Genomic DNA, 13,665 nt, shown 5'->3' on the forward strand with positions numbered 1-13,665 from the left:
TAAACGCTTTACTCCCTATCGTTTGCGTTAACCCGTTTGATCAGCGCTTTAGGCAAGACGATTTTTTTACACACACTTGAAAAATAACTGGGGACGCAATAATCCTCACTGAAAACAAAGAGAACCTTTGGGCACTCATTTCTTTTCATAGCCGCCCATCCTTCATCATTTGTATCTCTGACAATGACAACATCGCCGTTCACTTGCTCTGCGTTCGCCTCAAAGAACTTAAGAATAGTTATCGGCATTCCATAAATGGCCACCCTGGCGTGATAATCTGCCAGCTGAGTGTTCACTACGGAAATGAGTTTTTTAGCGTCTTTTTCAGTCACGTTATTTTTTTGCATTTTGCCACCCACTTGACCTTTGTTAACCCAAAGGCAAATGGCTCCCGCAAAGGCAACCATTTGCCCTGCGGGAGTTAACGTTAATATTCAGAAGGAAGTAACACAGTTGTTGCACTTCTATCTGCTTCTGTAATGACCCAAATGCGTTCATCTGCTAACTGATATGCAGACATTAAACGCCCACCTTGCATTAGCGCTTGCTCATTCGATTGTTTATCGCCATCAGATACACCGCCCCACTGGCCCTTAATATGTTGAGCGATTAACAGCCTTAGATCTGTTGTATTGCCTGGTATGGCCAACAAAGCACTAATACCTTGCGTAACCACCACTTGGCCAAGCGAAAACAAAGGTTGATTTGGGAGAGTATTCATCGTTAAGTCCTCATGTTAAATTAAGGACTTAACCCCTTAAGGGATTAATATCCCCGAGGGTAAAAAAGCATAAAAAAAGCCTTCACCGCAATGGCAAAGGCTTTCGTTGTTTGAGTATTGGTTAAGTTACGAGAAGATATACTTTAACGAAGCGACAAACACAGCAGCTCCGATACCAAGTAATAGCGTTTTAATCCAATTCAAATCACTTCTAATTGAACTAACCTCTGATTTGACCGCATTGATATCTAGCTTCAAATCATTGTGAACTAGCTTTAATTCAGCTTTAGACACAGCCTCATTCGCATAAATATCATTGATCACACCGATAAAGGTTTCGGCTTGTTTCTCGTTTAAACCTGAATCAATGAGATCTTTAATTGCTTTATGGGTATCTAATGGGATCATAGTCATATTCACCTCGTCATTCCTTACTTTCATTGTATCAAATAAAAGCAGGAACCCAAACCAAATGGCAGGATAGCTCCTGCCATTGAAAAGTTAACTGTTAATCAAGCCCTAATTCAAAAATGCGTACATCACATTGACCATAATTAAACGCAGTTCGTAAATATTTCGGCATTGCCGATAGCTGATGGGTTATGTCATCGATAATAGTGAGCAACTTTTTGTGATTAAATTCAAAGTAACACGCAAAATCACTCAACACATTGTCGAATTTCATACCTGCATAAAACGAATCACTCCATGCCGTATTTGCAATATCTTCGTCATCCTCACAATCTATCAAGGCAAACTTTGCTTTTGCAACGGCAAGTGTGAGTTCTATTTCACTTAATGCAATTAACATCTCGGTTGACGTTTTCATACTCATTCCTCTCAAAACCACAAAGAGGAACGCCACTCGGGGACGTGTCCCCGGTGGGTTAGTTAAAAATGTTAAATGGTTACATTGATCGCCACATTCAACATAATGGCCTGATTGATTTCAACGACTCGTTCAGCAGGAAACTGAATGAAATTCATTACATATCAGCCAGTTTGCGAAAAGTATTTTTATGCGTTCGTAAAACAAGTTTTGTTTCGCTATGCACAATTTGCTTACCGCAACCACCAGTCAAATCAAGCTTTTTATTGGCTTTCACATGTGGACGCTCTACTATGTTTACACCGTATTTCTTTGTTTCATTTAACATTTTAATTGTCCTTGCGTTAACACTCACCTTGATTTTATAAGCTAGATATAAATCACTTATAAAACAAAAACAAAGTGCCACAAAGGTCCTTAGTAAAAAGCCCTATCACTCGAAAGTAAAAGGGCTCAGTTTATTACGCAGCGGTTTGTACCGGCTGTGCCGGTACATCTGCTGCTTGCGGTGAAGATTGGAAGACGATGTTACCATTTACCTTAAGGTAAGTGATTTTCAACAATCGTGCTTTCAAACAAACGCCAGTTTGGCCTTGTTTTTCTCCACTGCCGTGAACGAATGTCTCTGGGTACAGATCACCAAGTTTAAAGCTTGCTGTTACCGTATCATCTTTATTCACAGAAGAAAGATGGGTATCAAACAACGCTTTGGCTTCAGTGCCAACAACAGAACAATCGAAGTAAGTTCTTTGACCTTCATCACCACGACAAGCAGCAATAGTGACGGCCCAATAAGGCTGACCTTTGCGTAACTCGACTTTACGGATACGGTTAAAGAAACCGAAGCCAGTGATATGTAAGTCAAAATGTGTATTTTGTGTAGTCTGAGTCATGATAATTCTCCAAATAATAGGCGAGAAAAATCACGACCCTAATGGGAGATGATTTATCCCATTAGGTAGATAACAACAAACGTTAAGGCCAGTGAATACACACTGGTGCTTCTATCAAAGAGAAGCTAAGTTTAGGATACCCCAATCAGCCTAAGCTGAACGCGACACATCTCATGGAGCCATTTAAGGCGTATTGCCGTGTGCTTCACACTGTAAGTCAGTGAGCAACTATAAAACTCTTTCAGAGTAACAGAGAGATTTTACGAAATAAAGCCTCTTCTCTATAATTTTTACATCAACAAATCTATGTTTGGTTATTGCTCTCCATCTCCTTACCAGGCTTACCCTCATTATCAACCAATCGTCGCTGGCAACCTGATTGATATGCCGAGCATCCCCACCAGAACTTACCTTTCGTTTTGGCTTTTTTTCTAACAAGCACCCCTTTCTTACATGTACAAGGTGTTGTTTTAGGCAATTTCCCGCGCTCATCATTAAGCAATAGACCACATTGTTCTTTGTCCTCGCATACCCAGAACTTACCGCTTTTCCCCGACAATTGTTTCATCGATTTTTGACATACTGGGCACGGGAGTGTCACAGCCAAAACCTTTGGCAGCTTTAATGTGTATTGCCCTTGTTTGAACATAGAGACTAATTGCGTGATAAATGTACTTTGCCTTGCCATGAAATCATCCAGTGAACCATTACCCAATGCAATCTCATCGAGTGCTTGTTCCCACAATGCTGTCATAGCGGGTCTGGTGAGCACATCTGGCAACGCATCGATGAGTGATCTTCCGGCTTCAGAGCTTATCAACTGCTTCCCAGTAACAGTGACAAATCCCCGCGCTTTGAGCGTATCGATAATGTTTGCTCGGGTTGCTTCAGTACCAATGCCTGAGGTTTCTTTTAAAATGGATTTGAGTTTGGGATCACTTTCAAATTTAGCGATATTTGACATTGCATCAATCAGCGTTCCTTCCGTAAAACGTCCAGGTGGCTTTGTTCGCTTATCTTCTCGCTGAAACTGTGCAGTTAAGGTTTGTCCGATGCTCAACAGCGGCAAATTAGCACTGTCATCGGCAGTTTCATCCTCACTGTCTTTACCTGTCACCAAGCGCCAGCCTTTCACTCGCTCAACCTTGCCCGTCGCTTTAAAACTTTGGCTTCCAACCATCAGTTCAATTGTTGTGGCATCGTCTTCCGCTACTGGGTAAAACTGAGCGAGATATCGCTGCACAATAGCATGATAAAGATTCAGCTCCTTTTCGTTCATTTCATGCAATTTCGGTGTCACTGGTAATGGAATAATCCCGTGGTGAGCCGTAATTTTCTTATCATTCCAACAGGCACTTGTTTCATTTACATCTGCAGCGCTACACCATGCAGCAAATGTAGGTACAACCTTGAGTTTATCGAGTATTGAGCCAACCTCCTTCTTCTGAGATAAGGGTAAATAAGGACAATCTGTTCGGGGGTAAGTTGTGACCTTATATTTCTCATATAAAGATTGCGCAATATCGAGTACTTCTTTAGCGCCATAGCCAAACTTAGCAGACATGGCCTTTTGCAAAGAACCTAAGAAAAATAACGGTGGGTGTTTAGATTTTTGCCGCTTGGTATCGAAATGCGTGACTGTACCAGGTTGGCCACGACATTGAGACAAGACATGATCAACAACAGCCACTTGTAAACAGCGGCCTTGTTCATCCCCAAGATTATCAGGCACTTGCCATTTGGCTTTAAACAGGATCGTTGCATCAAATAAGCCAGTGATATCATAATACGACTGCGGTACAAACTGCTCAACTTGCCTATCTCTATCGACAACAAGCCGTAATGTTGGCGTTTGCACTCTTCCGATTGAGAATGCACCTTGATAACCGTATTCACGGCTCAGTAAGGTGCATAATCGCGTCATATTCATTCCAATAAGCCAGTCTCCCCGACTTCGGCCTAACCCTGCATCGTAAAGCTTGGCCGTTTCATGGTTCGGTCGCAAAGACGCCAACGCTTTCTTAATGCTGGCGTCATCCAACGCACTTAGCCACAACCGTTGAATGGGCCCTTTATAGTTAACGTATTCAAGCACCTCACGGGCGATAACTTCACCTTCGCGGTCTGCATCCGTTGCAATAATAACCTCAGTGGCCTTGGCCAATTGCTTTTTTACAATCGCAAATTGCGCTTTCGTCTTTGGACTGACTAACATTTTCCAAACCGTTGGGATAATGGGTAAATCAACGATATTCCACGTCTCAAAATCAGGGTTATAGTTTTCAGGTTCTGCTTGTTGTAAAACATGACCAACACAAAACGTCACCGCAATACCGTCACCAGTAAAAATACCATCTCCACGCTTACAACCAAGGACACTCGCAATATCTTTTGCCTGTGACGGTTTTTCGCATAAAAAAAGTCTCATAATAACCGCCTATATATTGATGCACGGGCATATATTAGTTAATACGGAAGACGACGTTTGCTCAACGGCGCTCACAACAGCACCTAGCGCCTTTAAACGTTGATTAACCCATGTGGGAGTCACATTAGCGATCGTTTTCCCCTCTGTGTTGCCCATTAATGCTTGTTGCACTTGGGCAACATAAGGTTGTTGTAAATCAACATCACGCCTTGCCTGAATTAATAAAGAAGCATCTTTTTGATGCATCGCCCAGGCGCGGGTTCTGAGCGCTGCGATCGCGTTCGTTAAACTTCGTCTTGGCTTGGTACTCAGCTTCTCCATTGTTAATACCTCGGCTCATATGAACTGTCATCTTGATAAGGCACTTGCGCGGCATGAGGTTGGTAAGGGGCTTTCTCCTCCAACGTTATCGATGCAATACGTCGCGGTAATATCGAAATGGATTCAGCCGTAATACAAAAGCCAGGTTCCATCACACCTTGGTCATTTTCCCACGGCTCAGCACGAGGCTCACCAATCAGCAAAATTCGCATACCTTTTTGCAGCAGTTGTGCTAACGCGGGTCCATCTTTTTTCCAATAATCAACAGTGATCCAAAAACCACCCTTATCAATCAGCCCTTCATTATTAGGGCCATTCACCAAGCGATCGTATTTGACATTCAATTTTAATATTGGTCGTTTCTCGCCTCGACTGCGCTCATTACCTTCTAGAAAAGTAATTGCCGGTGCCTGACCAATATTGCCTTCTAAAGTTATTGTTCCTCTATACATAATCATGTTCCTTGCTGGTTTAATGGATGGATTAATGACTTTCAGTATTTAACAGCGTTGTTGTAAGTAACGTTTCGCCTCCTTCTGGGCATCAATACACAGAAGCCGGCGATAACGTGGATCAAGTTCTAAGAAGTGCACTAACACGAGAAAAATGGTGTTAGTGCAAGATTGATGTTCCAAAAAAAAAATGAGCGCCTGAGTGCGCTTATTTAAATGAGCTCTATGGACTGGGGCATCCCCCAGAGAATTGTGGATTTGTTCAATTTTAGACTGGTCTAGTGCAGGCTGTAACGACACTGTTGCGACCAAATGGGTACAAAAATTATCAAACAATCGCTCATCATTTTCTAATCGGAATGACACGCTGCTTAACGACATAGGTTCTTTTAGCTCACCCATTGCGCCCAAGACAATCCGCAAAAATTGACAATGAATTTGCTCAAAATGCGTTTGCTGGCTTTGCCATTGTTCGCCGAATAAAGCTGTTTTAAATGCCGTTAAATCAACTGTACTAACATTTTTTGCAATTTGATTTCCCATGACCACTCCCTAAATGACGCACATAGGAAAACGGTACAGAAAAAAATTTGAAAAGTACTGATTAGAATCCCATTGAAAAAAGATTCTGAAAAACGTATTTTCGAGAATATTTTTGATATCATTAAGGGTTTGAAATAAAAACATCTGCTCTCCGGTCATATGTGCACACATTGAAGGAGATGCAAATGCAACATCGAAATCTAGAAAGCAAACTCGAAAATACTGGCTACATACTTAGCGTGGTAGGAATGGCGCTTATTCTGGCTTGGATTGGGATATACAAATTCACCCCAACAGAAGCCGCACTAATAGAGCCATTAGTTGCAAACCACCCTCTGATGGGATGGCTTTATTCATTTCTGTCTGTACAAGTTGTTTCGAACATTATCGGCGCAACAGAAATCGTCGTTGCGGTGGGATTAATCGCAGGTTTTAAAAATGCAAAAATTGGGTATGTTTCAGGGATTGTCTCTGCTGTTATTTTTGCAACGACATTAACGTTCCTCATCACTACGCCTAATACATGGAAATTCTCAGATGGCGTATTGATAGCAAATTTCTTTCTATTAAAAGACTTCTTATTTATTGCAGCGTCACTCAGTATTATTGCAAAAAACAGAACTACCCTTAGATTGATATCCGAAGCTAACAACAAACGTTAATGCTTACATCAAAATAAAATGATGCTGCTTAATGAGTGTTGGCGCTTGCGACAACGCGAACTTAAGCAGCCGTTCTTTTTCTCCCATAACAACGCCGTTATAAAGGGTGCAATATTAGGTGGATTTGCTGGCAATCAGGATTCACTTGAGCAACTTCCACGTTAAATAACGCTTCACCCTTTAGTATCGCTTCCAATTTATCAAACTCTGGCGATTCATAAAAAACTGATACAGGAGCAATTTGTTCACCGGCCTCTGCAAAACCATACTCAACATGAGAACGCAGCAAGTAAATAAACTTAGACTTACGGGCTTCACCATCAAGAATAAACCGTGACTCAATATCATGTTTTACTCGCACAAGTTCCAGTAAATCAAATAACTTCTGTGCATCAGTAACATCTTCAGTATTCTTTGTTATTAAACCGCCTATTTCTATTAGTTTAAGCTCAAGGCTAACGCCCTTTTGACGCCCAATGTTGAGTATTCTCCGTGTTTCATTTCTAATAAACTTAAACCTATGATCCTTGTGAATTGGTTTGATGAACTTGACCAATATTTCATTTCTCTTGGCAATGGTGACATGCCCTGGAGTATCAGCTACCGTTAAATAAAGATGGATCAATGCATTGGTCACCACCGAGGAAACCATTTGATAATATGTTAGCTTAACGGTCATATCGCACCTGGTATGTTATTTTCATTAATATATTGCATTGCCCATTCCAGCGCTTCTTTTTTAATTTGCATAATATCAGCTCCACTAAAACGCTTTCGAGTCTGTGTATAATCAAAACGCATAACAAAAGTGGCCATTGACTCTAACTGCTTTGCTGTAATCGTCCTTAACGTCAGAACGCCTTCTTTAATCAACACATATTCACTGCCATCTTCGTTTTTGCTCCAGGGCATTGCTTTTATCACTGCATGGTTCTTTTTAAGTCCAGTCCTCATTCATCCCCTTTATTAATAAATGCATTCACGACGTATTATACCGACAACCGCTATAAGCTAGAACACATTGCAGCCATTTTCTTCATCATTTTGATGCACAACATCACCATTATTAAAAGCAATAGCCAATTTGCGCCATGTTTATTCATTTTGAAAAGATAGGGGCGCTCAATTTTGATGCAGAAACAACAGCTCTCCCTCTGGGTCCACCAAAGCGAACCCAGAGGGAGAGCTGTTGCGGCAGGTGTTTCGTCGCGATATAATGCCTTACGCTTCGTAACTTACATTTTTGGTGAATTTTTTGGCTCATAATAATCTCAGTTTAACAGGTAATAAATTCATTCTGCATCAGAACGATATTGATTCCCTTAAACATGAATTATCAATTCGTAAGAAATCCCGTCGATACAAGTCAAGACTTGACCCATATCGACAGCAAATTCTTACATTGCGCGCTGCAAACATTCCTTACCAAGGCATTTCATATTGGCTACTGACTCGGCAGAAGATTACAATTACACCGGAAGCTATCAGCGCACGAATTAAGAAATGGAGCCTAGAGGATGAACGATGATAAGTTACGTAAGAATTTAAAAAGTCAATCTTTTCGTTTTTTCAATGCTCATTACAATGGCATTGGAAAAAACAAATCGGACGAACCTGATAAACTTAGAAGTCATACTTCATTTTACAAGCATGTAGAACAAGCAGCCTTTGCCGCAGAAAATATGGGTGTTAAACGATTAAAGCATATTACCCCAGAATTGGCGCAAGAATATCTTGAAAATAGAAGAATTAATGGCATATGTCAAAAAAGCTTAGCTTTTGAAAAGAAAATGCTTGAACGCATTATTTCAATATTCACACCCATCACGAAATTAAATCCCGTGATTGAGTCTAAGAGAATTTCAAAACCAAAGGCGCTCTCCAATCGAGCGTATACAAAGCAACAGACATTATTAATACTTGCTAGACAATCTCCTTATACTCAGCTTTCCACGCAGATTGCGTTTAATGCTGGACTAAGGGCTTTTGAACTGTTAACAATTCAGCGTTCAAATGAAGCATCTCCTTCGCCTCATAGAAATTGGCGCAGTGATCTATTTAAAGGGCGAGATGAGGGAGTTGCTTATATTGTTACAGGCAAAGGAGGATTGAGTAGGACAGTTATTTTATCCACGGAACTGTCTAATACATTAGAACAACGACGACTTGATGAACCAAGAGTTGTTGAGGACCGATATGCAAAAAAAGTTCTGCAGTTTTATGACATATCTGGAGGCCATAAGTTCTCTAGATCATTTTCAAAAGCAAGCATGAAAGCTTTAGGTTGGTCAATGGGAGCTCATGGTTCAAGATTTACATATGCTCAAGAAAGAATGGATAACAACATTAAAGCTGATTCATACGAAATGGCTAAAACTATTATAAGTCAAGAACTAGGTCATTTTAGACCAGAAATAACTGAACGTTATTTAAAGCCATGAAAAAGTCTTATTAGACTTTTTCACATATTAGACGTAAGTACACACCCTCCGGTGACGTCATTTAGATGACGATTAACAGTAAGCCTGTTTCTGCCTTGCTTCACCCGCAGGTATGCAATCGTTCTTTTTGTCTATGTTCTCCTGTATTTTAAGTTTTAATGGGTTAATTTTTGTTAGTCACTATTGAATAACAAAACGAGTAAGCACCCTCGATGGGTGAGGTTAAAAGTCTGGTGACTTATATGGTTCTCAGTGAAATACATCCAGAAAACCAATGGTTAAGGCAGACGAATACACGCTGGTACTTCTATCAAAGAGAAGCTAAGTTTAGGATACCCCAATCAGCCTAAGCCGAACGCGACACATCTCATGGAGCCATTTAAGGCGTACTGCCGTGTGCTTCACACTGTAAGTCAGTGAGTAACTGTGGAACACTTTCATTTTAAGCAGAGCAGCTTAAAACGTCAAACACTGCTTATCCACAAAATCTGTGCATAAGTCGCGGGATAGAGCTGTATAATCTTTAATCGCTCGCTCATCAGCCACTATTTTCGTGCTGATTAATTTTTAACCTGCCAAATACTCTTTTCAATTTCTGTCCAGGACAAAATAGCATTCTGACCACTTGAACTGTGAATACGTGAACTGAACCCTCTAAACCGAGTCAGCTTGAGCCAAATACACTATTCATCCTCGATGCCGGAAGAACGATAGAAAGTGGTGTAGAGTGATTCACAGGCTCTAATTTGTGAATTTATGATCAAAATATCCTCAGCCCCTTGAAAAAATCTTTAACACCATATATACATATGTGCAATATTGCATAAACTTAAGAAGAGATTTTTCCGATGAACGATTGGGATTACGTGAATTTTAGCGAAGATCATGAAATGAATCATCATTTAGGGCTAGTTGGTAAATCGAAATCTGAATTCAACAGAAAATACCTAAGAGATAACACTCAAAAGACAGCAAAAACCAAGTTGGACAAAAAACGCATTACACACAGTGAATTTAAGCCCTTTGTTATAGCAGATAAGCCGTTTTTGCAAAATCCAGCTTAACGCGGAAATGCAGATAAAACGCCTCCTCATAGGAGGCGTTCTTTGTTACGGCACCGCAAGCGTTTGGGTTCTATTGGGCTACATCCCCATAAATACCACTCCGAAATGAAACAATAAATCTGGTCACTCACTTAGAGATGGTAAACACGTTTTGGGGCAAAAATTGGTGAGCTCGGAGCTCGTGAAAAATGGCTATGGTTTCACGTGTGAACCAGACTAGGGAAGTCTGATTCATCGCACGGGTAAGGTCTATAGCATTAATTCAAATGGTCTCAGCTTCGAAACAAAAACTGGTAACCTTTGCTTTTGTAAGCAATTTAAAAACTCTGATGCTGTCATCGGGGGATTCTTTAAGCTACTTCTTTGCTGTTGAGCCGCTTTTATACAAGAGCTTGGGTCTAACTCAAACATATCGCATAAAAACTCATCTGGATGGATAGCTGATAGTTCAAGTATATTGAGCTCTGATGCAGGAAAATCTTTAAGATTAAACGTTATGATGGCCTCTGCGTGCCCTTTTAAAGCTGCAGCAACCACATGCCTATCATTCATATCAGGAAGTGTTAATCCTTTAATTAACGGCTCATACCCTTCGATAAGGCAATCAGGTACATTTTGATTAATCAGTTGTTTCGTGCGTTCTAACATTACTTCTGTGATGCGTGGATTATTCAACAATACATTACGCATCCATTCATCATGGATCTGCTCAGTCCAGCGAGCCCTAAATAAGCCCGCATTGGCTAAAAACATCAAATAACTACGAAGTGGTGCGGGATACATGACACACGCATCAAAAACAACAGTATACGAAGCCATTAGTAACCCATACCCAATTCCTGATCTAATCTGGAAAGCTCATCAAGTGTTGACAAACGCTGGATTTCCAGTTGCTGCTTATATTTTATCACCGCAGAAAATGGCACTTTTCTTCGATTACCGACTCGAGTAAATGGTATTTCACGTGAATCTAATAACTTGATAAATGTTGGTCGTGACATATTCAAAAAGTCAGCGCCTTGTTGCGTGGTCATTTCGGCATGGATGGGGGTGATATTAACAGAATTACCCTGTCCCAATTGCGTCAACACTTCAATCATCATTTTCAATACGCTAGAAGGTAAAGTGACATCATGCGATTGACCTTGTTTATCAATTACACTTATTTGTTGAGCCTCACCGTTACTTTCAATAACAGCGGATAACTCCTGGCTGCCCAACCGAGCCATTGCGATTTCTTCGGCGTTCGGCAAAGTAGTCATGTTCATAATTCATCTCTCAAATATTGGAAAAAGTTGTTCCAACCTTCATTATCCGCAATATTCGAAAAATGTCAACATTCGAAATATTCGCAACGACAGTTGAATCAATCTTGTTTAGAGCATTCATCAGAACACTTAGGGTATACCCCAAGCAAACTAGTTTCATCCCGCTGCCAATTGGTTCGCTATATATTGATTTTAAACCCTACTCGTACTAGTATCATAAACCACACCCTAAAAGCACCAAATGAGACAAAATGTTTATTCGGGCCTACCTGCGCGCATCTACAGATGAACAAGATGCCAATCGAGCCAGAAATGAGTTGGTTCAGTTTTCAGAAACTAAAAATGTTCGCATAGCCAGTTTTTATACCGAGACGCAATCAGGGGCGAAAATTGAACGGCCTGAACTTGGGCGCTTAATCATGGACTCTCATCCTGGTGATGTTTTACTCATAGAAAAAGTCGACAGATTGTCTCGCCTCCCCTTCGAGCAATGGAAGGTCCTAAAAAATAAGTTGGTAAAAGCCAATATTCATATTGTCGTTGTTGACCAGCCAATGACACATGGGATCTTAAGTGGCACAGAAGAACATACCATGATCGCAAAGGTACTAACTGAGTTCATGATTGATTTGGCCGCAGCAATGGCCAGAGATGATTACGAGACAAGAAGAAAGCGACAAGCGCAAGGCATCGAAAAGGCCAAAACATTAGGTAAATACCTTGGGCGTCAGCCTGACCATGGATTAAGGCAAAATATTCGGTTACTACTCAATGAAGGGAAAAGCTGGTCACAAGTGCAGAGTCTGCTTAAATGCAGTCGTTCTACTATTGCTAAAGCGGTCAAACTGATTTGAACTAAAAAAATCATAATTAAGCAGTTCTCCTGCTACATAGCGATGAAAGATGGTAAATAAAAATTAATAAAAAATTTATGCCAGTGTAAAAACAACTTATTCACAACAAGCATTACCATCAGCATTAATCTAACCTTAACTAAGCCAATCAGAATCTCACTAGAACAAGGTGTTAAAGCTCCTCTAGTGAGTAACAACCAAAGTTATCCACAAAGACTAGAATTTACATCCCCCCCCAAAATATTCAGAGTGAAACAGGAAATAAAACTGTAATAAAATCGTCACAATCATCTGTATTAATGTGCACGTTTTCTTATTGTGGGGGGTGATAAAAGCTCTCTGTTAACCATTTCCAGTGAGACTTGTCATGAAAAAATGCATTAGCCTACTTACAGCGATTGGCTTAATAACAGCTCCATTTGCTCAAGCATCAACAGTAACTGTATCAGGCTCAACTTCCGTTGCACACCTTATGGAGGTGCTTGCAGAGAACTTTCAAAAAGCCACAAACCATAATGTCGAGGTACAAAGCACTGGTTCTTCTGCTGGAATTCAAGCAGCAATAAATGGGACCAGTATGATTGGTATGTCTTCACGTAACATAAATGAAAATGAGCTAAATGATACAACCAAGGCAATAGTGATTGCCCATGATGGTATCGCCGCAACAGTGAACAATGCCAACCCAGTACAAAACCTAACTCAAGAACAAATATCTAAAATCTATCGTGGGGAAATTAAAAATTGGCGCGAAGTTGGAGGTGAATCACGTCCGATTGTCGTGGTAACACGTGAAGCTGGCTCAGGTACCCGAGGCGCCTTCGAAGAAATCATGGAACTCCAACGTACAATTAATGGCCATAAAGTTTCAGCAATCACACCTAAAGCTCATGTTGGCAGCGGTAACGGCATGATCAAGACCATCGTCGCAAATAACCCTTATGCCATAGGTTATATATCCCTTGGCTCAGTAGATAATTCTTTACATGCGATTAAAGTAAACGGCGTTATTGCATCAGAACAGAATATTGCAACAGGTCAATATCAAATAACGAGACCATTCATTCTATTAGTGAATAATAACCCCCATCAAAATGCACAAGATTTTATAGATTTCATTATATCAAACGATGGTCAACGCATCGTCGCAGAGCAAGGTTACAGCCCTATTCAATAAAAAAGCCTGATT

19 protein-coding genes are annotated in these 13,665 nt (G+C 40.6%); 5 read left to right on the plus strand and 14 right to left on the minus strand.

Features of this window, described 5'->3' with window-relative positions:
* Window positions 1–8: 8 nt before the first annotated feature.
* The 10 genes from AAA952_RS14375 to AAA952_RS14420 form a co-directional block, all read right to left on the minus strand.
* Entirely contained in the window at window positions 9–407 is a 399-nt protein-coding gene (locus AAA952_RS14375) for a hypothetical protein (RefSeq protein ID WP_338257995.1), read from the minus strand.
* Window positions 408–427: 20 nt separating this feature from the next.
* On the minus strand, window positions 428–721 hold the full coding sequence (locus AAA952_RS14380; RefSeq protein ID WP_338257997.1) for a hypothetical protein: 294 nt from the start codon (window positions 719–721) through the stop codon (window positions 428–430).
* 126 nt (window positions 722–847) lie between these two features.
* Entirely contained in the window at window positions 848–1,135 is a 288-nt protein-coding gene (locus tag AAA952_RS14385; protein WP_014620940.1) for a hypothetical protein, read from the minus strand.
* Between the two features lie 94 nt (window positions 1,136–1,229).
* Complete coding sequence (locus AAA952_RS14390) at window positions 1,230–1,550, minus strand: hypothetical protein (protein WP_014620939.1); 321 nt, start codon at window positions 1,548–1,550, stop codon at window positions 1,230–1,232.
* Between the two features lie 157 nt (window positions 1,551–1,707).
* Window positions 1,708–1,878 carry a hypothetical protein gene (locus tag AAA952_RS14395; RefSeq protein ID WP_011839987.1) on the minus strand — a complete coding sequence of 57 codons (171 nt, stop codon included), beginning with the start codon at window positions 1,876–1,878 and terminating at the stop codon, window positions 1,708–1,710.
* A 133-nt stretch (window positions 1,879–2,011) separates the two neighbouring features.
* The gene (locus AAA952_RS14400; protein ID WP_338258004.1) at window positions 2,012–2,443 is read right to left on the minus strand and encodes a DUF3577 domain-containing protein; all 432 of its coding nucleotides are present in this window, start codon (window positions 2,441–2,443) and stop codon (window positions 2,012–2,014) included.
* 304 nt (window positions 2,444–2,747) lie between these two features.
* Window positions 2,748–4,871 carry a DNA topoisomerase III gene (locus tag AAA952_RS14405; protein ID WP_338258006.1) on the minus strand — a complete coding sequence of 708 codons (2,124 nt, stop codon included), beginning with the start codon at window positions 4,869–4,871 and terminating at the stop codon, window positions 2,748–2,750.
* A gap of 9 nt (window positions 4,872–4,880) precedes the next feature.
* Window positions 4,881–5,192: a hypothetical protein gene (locus AAA952_RS14410; RefSeq protein WP_338258008.1), complete on the minus strand. Its 312-nt coding sequence runs from the start codon at window positions 5,190–5,192 to the stop codon at window positions 4,881–4,883.
* Window positions 5,193–5,194: 2 nt separating this feature from the next.
* Window positions 5,195–5,644, minus strand: coding sequence for a single-stranded DNA-binding protein (locus AAA952_RS14415; protein WP_338258010.1), 450 nt, complete (start codon window positions 5,642–5,644; stop codon window positions 5,195–5,197).
* Between the two features lie 48 nt (window positions 5,645–5,692).
* Window positions 5,693–6,187 carry a hypothetical protein gene (locus tag AAA952_RS14420; protein WP_338258012.1) on the minus strand — a complete coding sequence of 165 codons (495 nt, stop codon included), beginning with the start codon at window positions 6,185–6,187 and terminating at the stop codon, window positions 5,693–5,695.
* Window positions 6,188–6,372: 185 nt separating this feature from the next.
* Between AAA952_RS14420 and AAA952_RS14425 the strand changes: the two genes are divergently transcribed.
* A complete protein-coding gene (locus tag AAA952_RS14425) occupies window positions 6,373–6,849 on the plus strand; it encodes a DUF417 family protein (RefSeq protein ID WP_338258014.1) in 477 nt (158 codons plus the stop codon).
* A 97-nt stretch (window positions 6,850–6,946) separates the two neighbouring features.
* Here AAA952_RS14425 and AAA952_RS14430 read toward each other — a convergent pair whose 3' ends face one another.
* The gene (locus AAA952_RS14430) at window positions 6,947–7,528 is read right to left on the minus strand and encodes a DUF2913 family protein (protein WP_338258016.1); all 582 of its coding nucleotides are present in this window, start codon (window positions 7,526–7,528) and stop codon (window positions 6,947–6,949) included.
* Window positions 7,525–7,803 carry a hypothetical protein gene (locus AAA952_RS14435; RefSeq protein WP_338258018.1) on the minus strand — a complete coding sequence of 93 codons (279 nt, stop codon included), beginning with the start codon at window positions 7,801–7,803 and terminating at the stop codon, window positions 7,525–7,527. The genes AAA952_RS14430 and AAA952_RS14435 overlap by 4 nt, the downstream gene beginning before the upstream one ends.
* A 563-nt stretch (window positions 7,804–8,366) precedes the next feature.
* On the opposite strand from AAA952_RS14435, the gene AAA952_RS14440 reads away from it, so the two are divergent.
* A complete protein-coding gene (locus AAA952_RS14440) occupies window positions 8,367–9,290 on the plus strand; it encodes an integrase (protein WP_338258020.1) in 924 nt (307 codons plus the stop codon).
* An 848-nt stretch (window positions 9,291–10,138) separates the two neighbouring features.
* Window positions 10,139–10,354: a hypothetical protein gene (locus AAA952_RS14445; protein WP_338258022.1), complete on the plus strand. Its 216-nt coding sequence runs from the start codon at window positions 10,139–10,141 to the stop codon at window positions 10,352–10,354.
* Between the two features lie 249 nt (window positions 10,355–10,603).
* Here AAA952_RS14445 and AAA952_RS14450 read toward each other — a convergent pair whose 3' ends face one another.
* Together AAA952_RS14450 and AAA952_RS14455 are read right to left on the minus strand one after the other, a co-directional pair.
* Entirely contained in the window at window positions 10,604–11,173 is a 570-nt protein-coding gene (locus tag AAA952_RS14450; RefSeq protein ID WP_173249013.1) for a PIN domain-containing protein, read from the minus strand.
* Window positions 11,173–11,622 (minus strand): helix-turn-helix domain-containing protein, encoded by a 450-nt coding sequence (locus tag AAA952_RS14455; RefSeq protein ID WP_011839999.1) that lies wholly within the window; start codon window positions 11,620–11,622, stop codon window positions 11,173–11,175. The genes AAA952_RS14450 and AAA952_RS14455 overlap by 1 nt, the downstream gene beginning before the upstream one ends.
* A gap of 251 nt (window positions 11,623–11,873) precedes the next feature.
* Between AAA952_RS14455 and AAA952_RS14460 the strand changes: the two genes are divergently transcribed.
* Window positions 11,874–12,476, plus strand: a complete 603-nt coding sequence (locus tag AAA952_RS14460; RefSeq protein WP_338258025.1) for a recombinase family protein — start codon at window positions 11,874–11,876, stop codon at window positions 12,474–12,476.
* Window positions 12,477–12,843: 367 nt separating this feature from the next.
* Complete coding sequence (locus AAA952_RS14465; RefSeq protein ID WP_338258027.1) at window positions 12,844–13,653, plus strand: phosphate ABC transporter substrate-binding protein PstS family protein; 810 nt, start codon at window positions 12,844–12,846, stop codon at window positions 13,651–13,653.
* Window positions 13,654–13,665 lie beyond the last annotated feature (12 nt).

The sequence above is a fragment of the Shewanella sp. M-Br genome (assembly GCF_036245925.1).
Classification (GTDB): Bacteria; Pseudomonadota; Gammaproteobacteria; order Enterobacterales; family Shewanellaceae; genus Shewanella; species Shewanella oncorhynchi.

Excerpts from the sequence above, each read along its gene's own strand:
- AAA952_RS14375 (WP_338257995.1), bottom strand. The coding sequence starts at position 407 with ATGGTTGCCTTTGCGGGAGCCATTTGCCTTTGGGTTAACAAAGGTCAA.
- AAA952_RS14380 (WP_338257997.1), bottom strand. The coding sequence starts at position 721 with ATGAATACTCTCCCAAATCAACCTTTGTTTTCGCTTGGCCAAGTGGTG.
- AAA952_RS14385 (WP_014620940.1), bottom strand. The coding sequence starts at position 1,135 with ATGACTATGATCCCATTAGATACCCATAAAGCAATTAAAGATCTCATT.
- AAA952_RS14390 (WP_014620939.1), bottom strand. The coding sequence starts at position 1,550 with ATGAAAACGTCAACCGAGATGTTAATTGCATTAAGTGAAATAGAACTC.
- AAA952_RS14395 (WP_011839987.1), bottom strand. The coding sequence starts at position 1,878 with ATGTTAAATGAAACAAAGAAATACGGTGTAAACATAGTAGAGCGTCCA.
- AAA952_RS14400 (WP_338258004.1), bottom strand. The coding sequence starts at position 2,443 with ATGACTCAGACTACACAAAATACACATTTTGACTTACATATCACTGGC.
- AAA952_RS14405 (WP_338258006.1), bottom strand. The coding sequence starts at position 4,871 with ATGAGACTTTTTTTATGCGAAAAACCGTCACAGGCAAAAGATATTGCG.
- AAA952_RS14410 (WP_338258008.1), bottom strand. The coding sequence starts at position 5,192 with ATGGAGAAGCTGAGTACCAAGCCAAGACGAAGTTTAACGAACGCGATC.
- AAA952_RS14415 (WP_338258010.1), bottom strand. The coding sequence starts at position 5,644 with ATGTATAGAGGAACAATAACTTTAGAAGGCAATATTGGTCAGGCACCG.
- AAA952_RS14420 (WP_338258012.1), bottom strand. The coding sequence starts at position 6,187 with ATGGGAAATCAAATTGCAAAAAATGTTAGTACAGTTGATTTAACGGCA.
- AAA952_RS14425 (WP_338258014.1), top strand. The coding sequence starts at position 6,373 with ATGCAACATCGAAATCTAGAAAGCAAACTCGAAAATACTGGCTACATA.
- AAA952_RS14430 (WP_338258016.1), bottom strand. The coding sequence starts at position 7,528 with ATGACCGTTAAGCTAACATATTATCAAATGGTTTCCTCGGTGGTGACC.
- AAA952_RS14435 (WP_338258018.1), bottom strand. The coding sequence starts at position 7,803 with ATGAGGACTGGACTTAAAAAGAACCATGCAGTGATAAAAGCAATGCCC.
- AAA952_RS14440 (WP_338258020.1), top strand. The coding sequence starts at position 8,367 with ATGAACGATGATAAGTTACGTAAGAATTTAAAAAGTCAATCTTTTCGT.
- AAA952_RS14445 (WP_338258022.1), top strand. The coding sequence starts at position 10,139 with ATGAACGATTGGGATTACGTGAATTTTAGCGAAGATCATGAAATGAAT.
- AAA952_RS14450 (WP_173249013.1), bottom strand. The coding sequence starts at position 11,173 with ATGGCTTCGTATACTGTTGTTTTTGATGCGTGTGTCATGTATCCCGCA.
- AAA952_RS14455 (WP_011839999.1), bottom strand. The coding sequence starts at position 11,622 with ATGAACATGACTACTTTGCCGAACGCCGAAGAAATCGCAATGGCTCGG.
- AAA952_RS14460 (WP_338258025.1), top strand. The coding sequence starts at position 11,874 with ATGTTTATTCGGGCCTACCTGCGCGCATCTACAGATGAACAAGATGCC.
- AAA952_RS14465 (WP_338258027.1), top strand. The coding sequence starts at position 12,844 with ATGAAAAAATGCATTAGCCTACTTACAGCGATTGGCTTAATAACAGCT.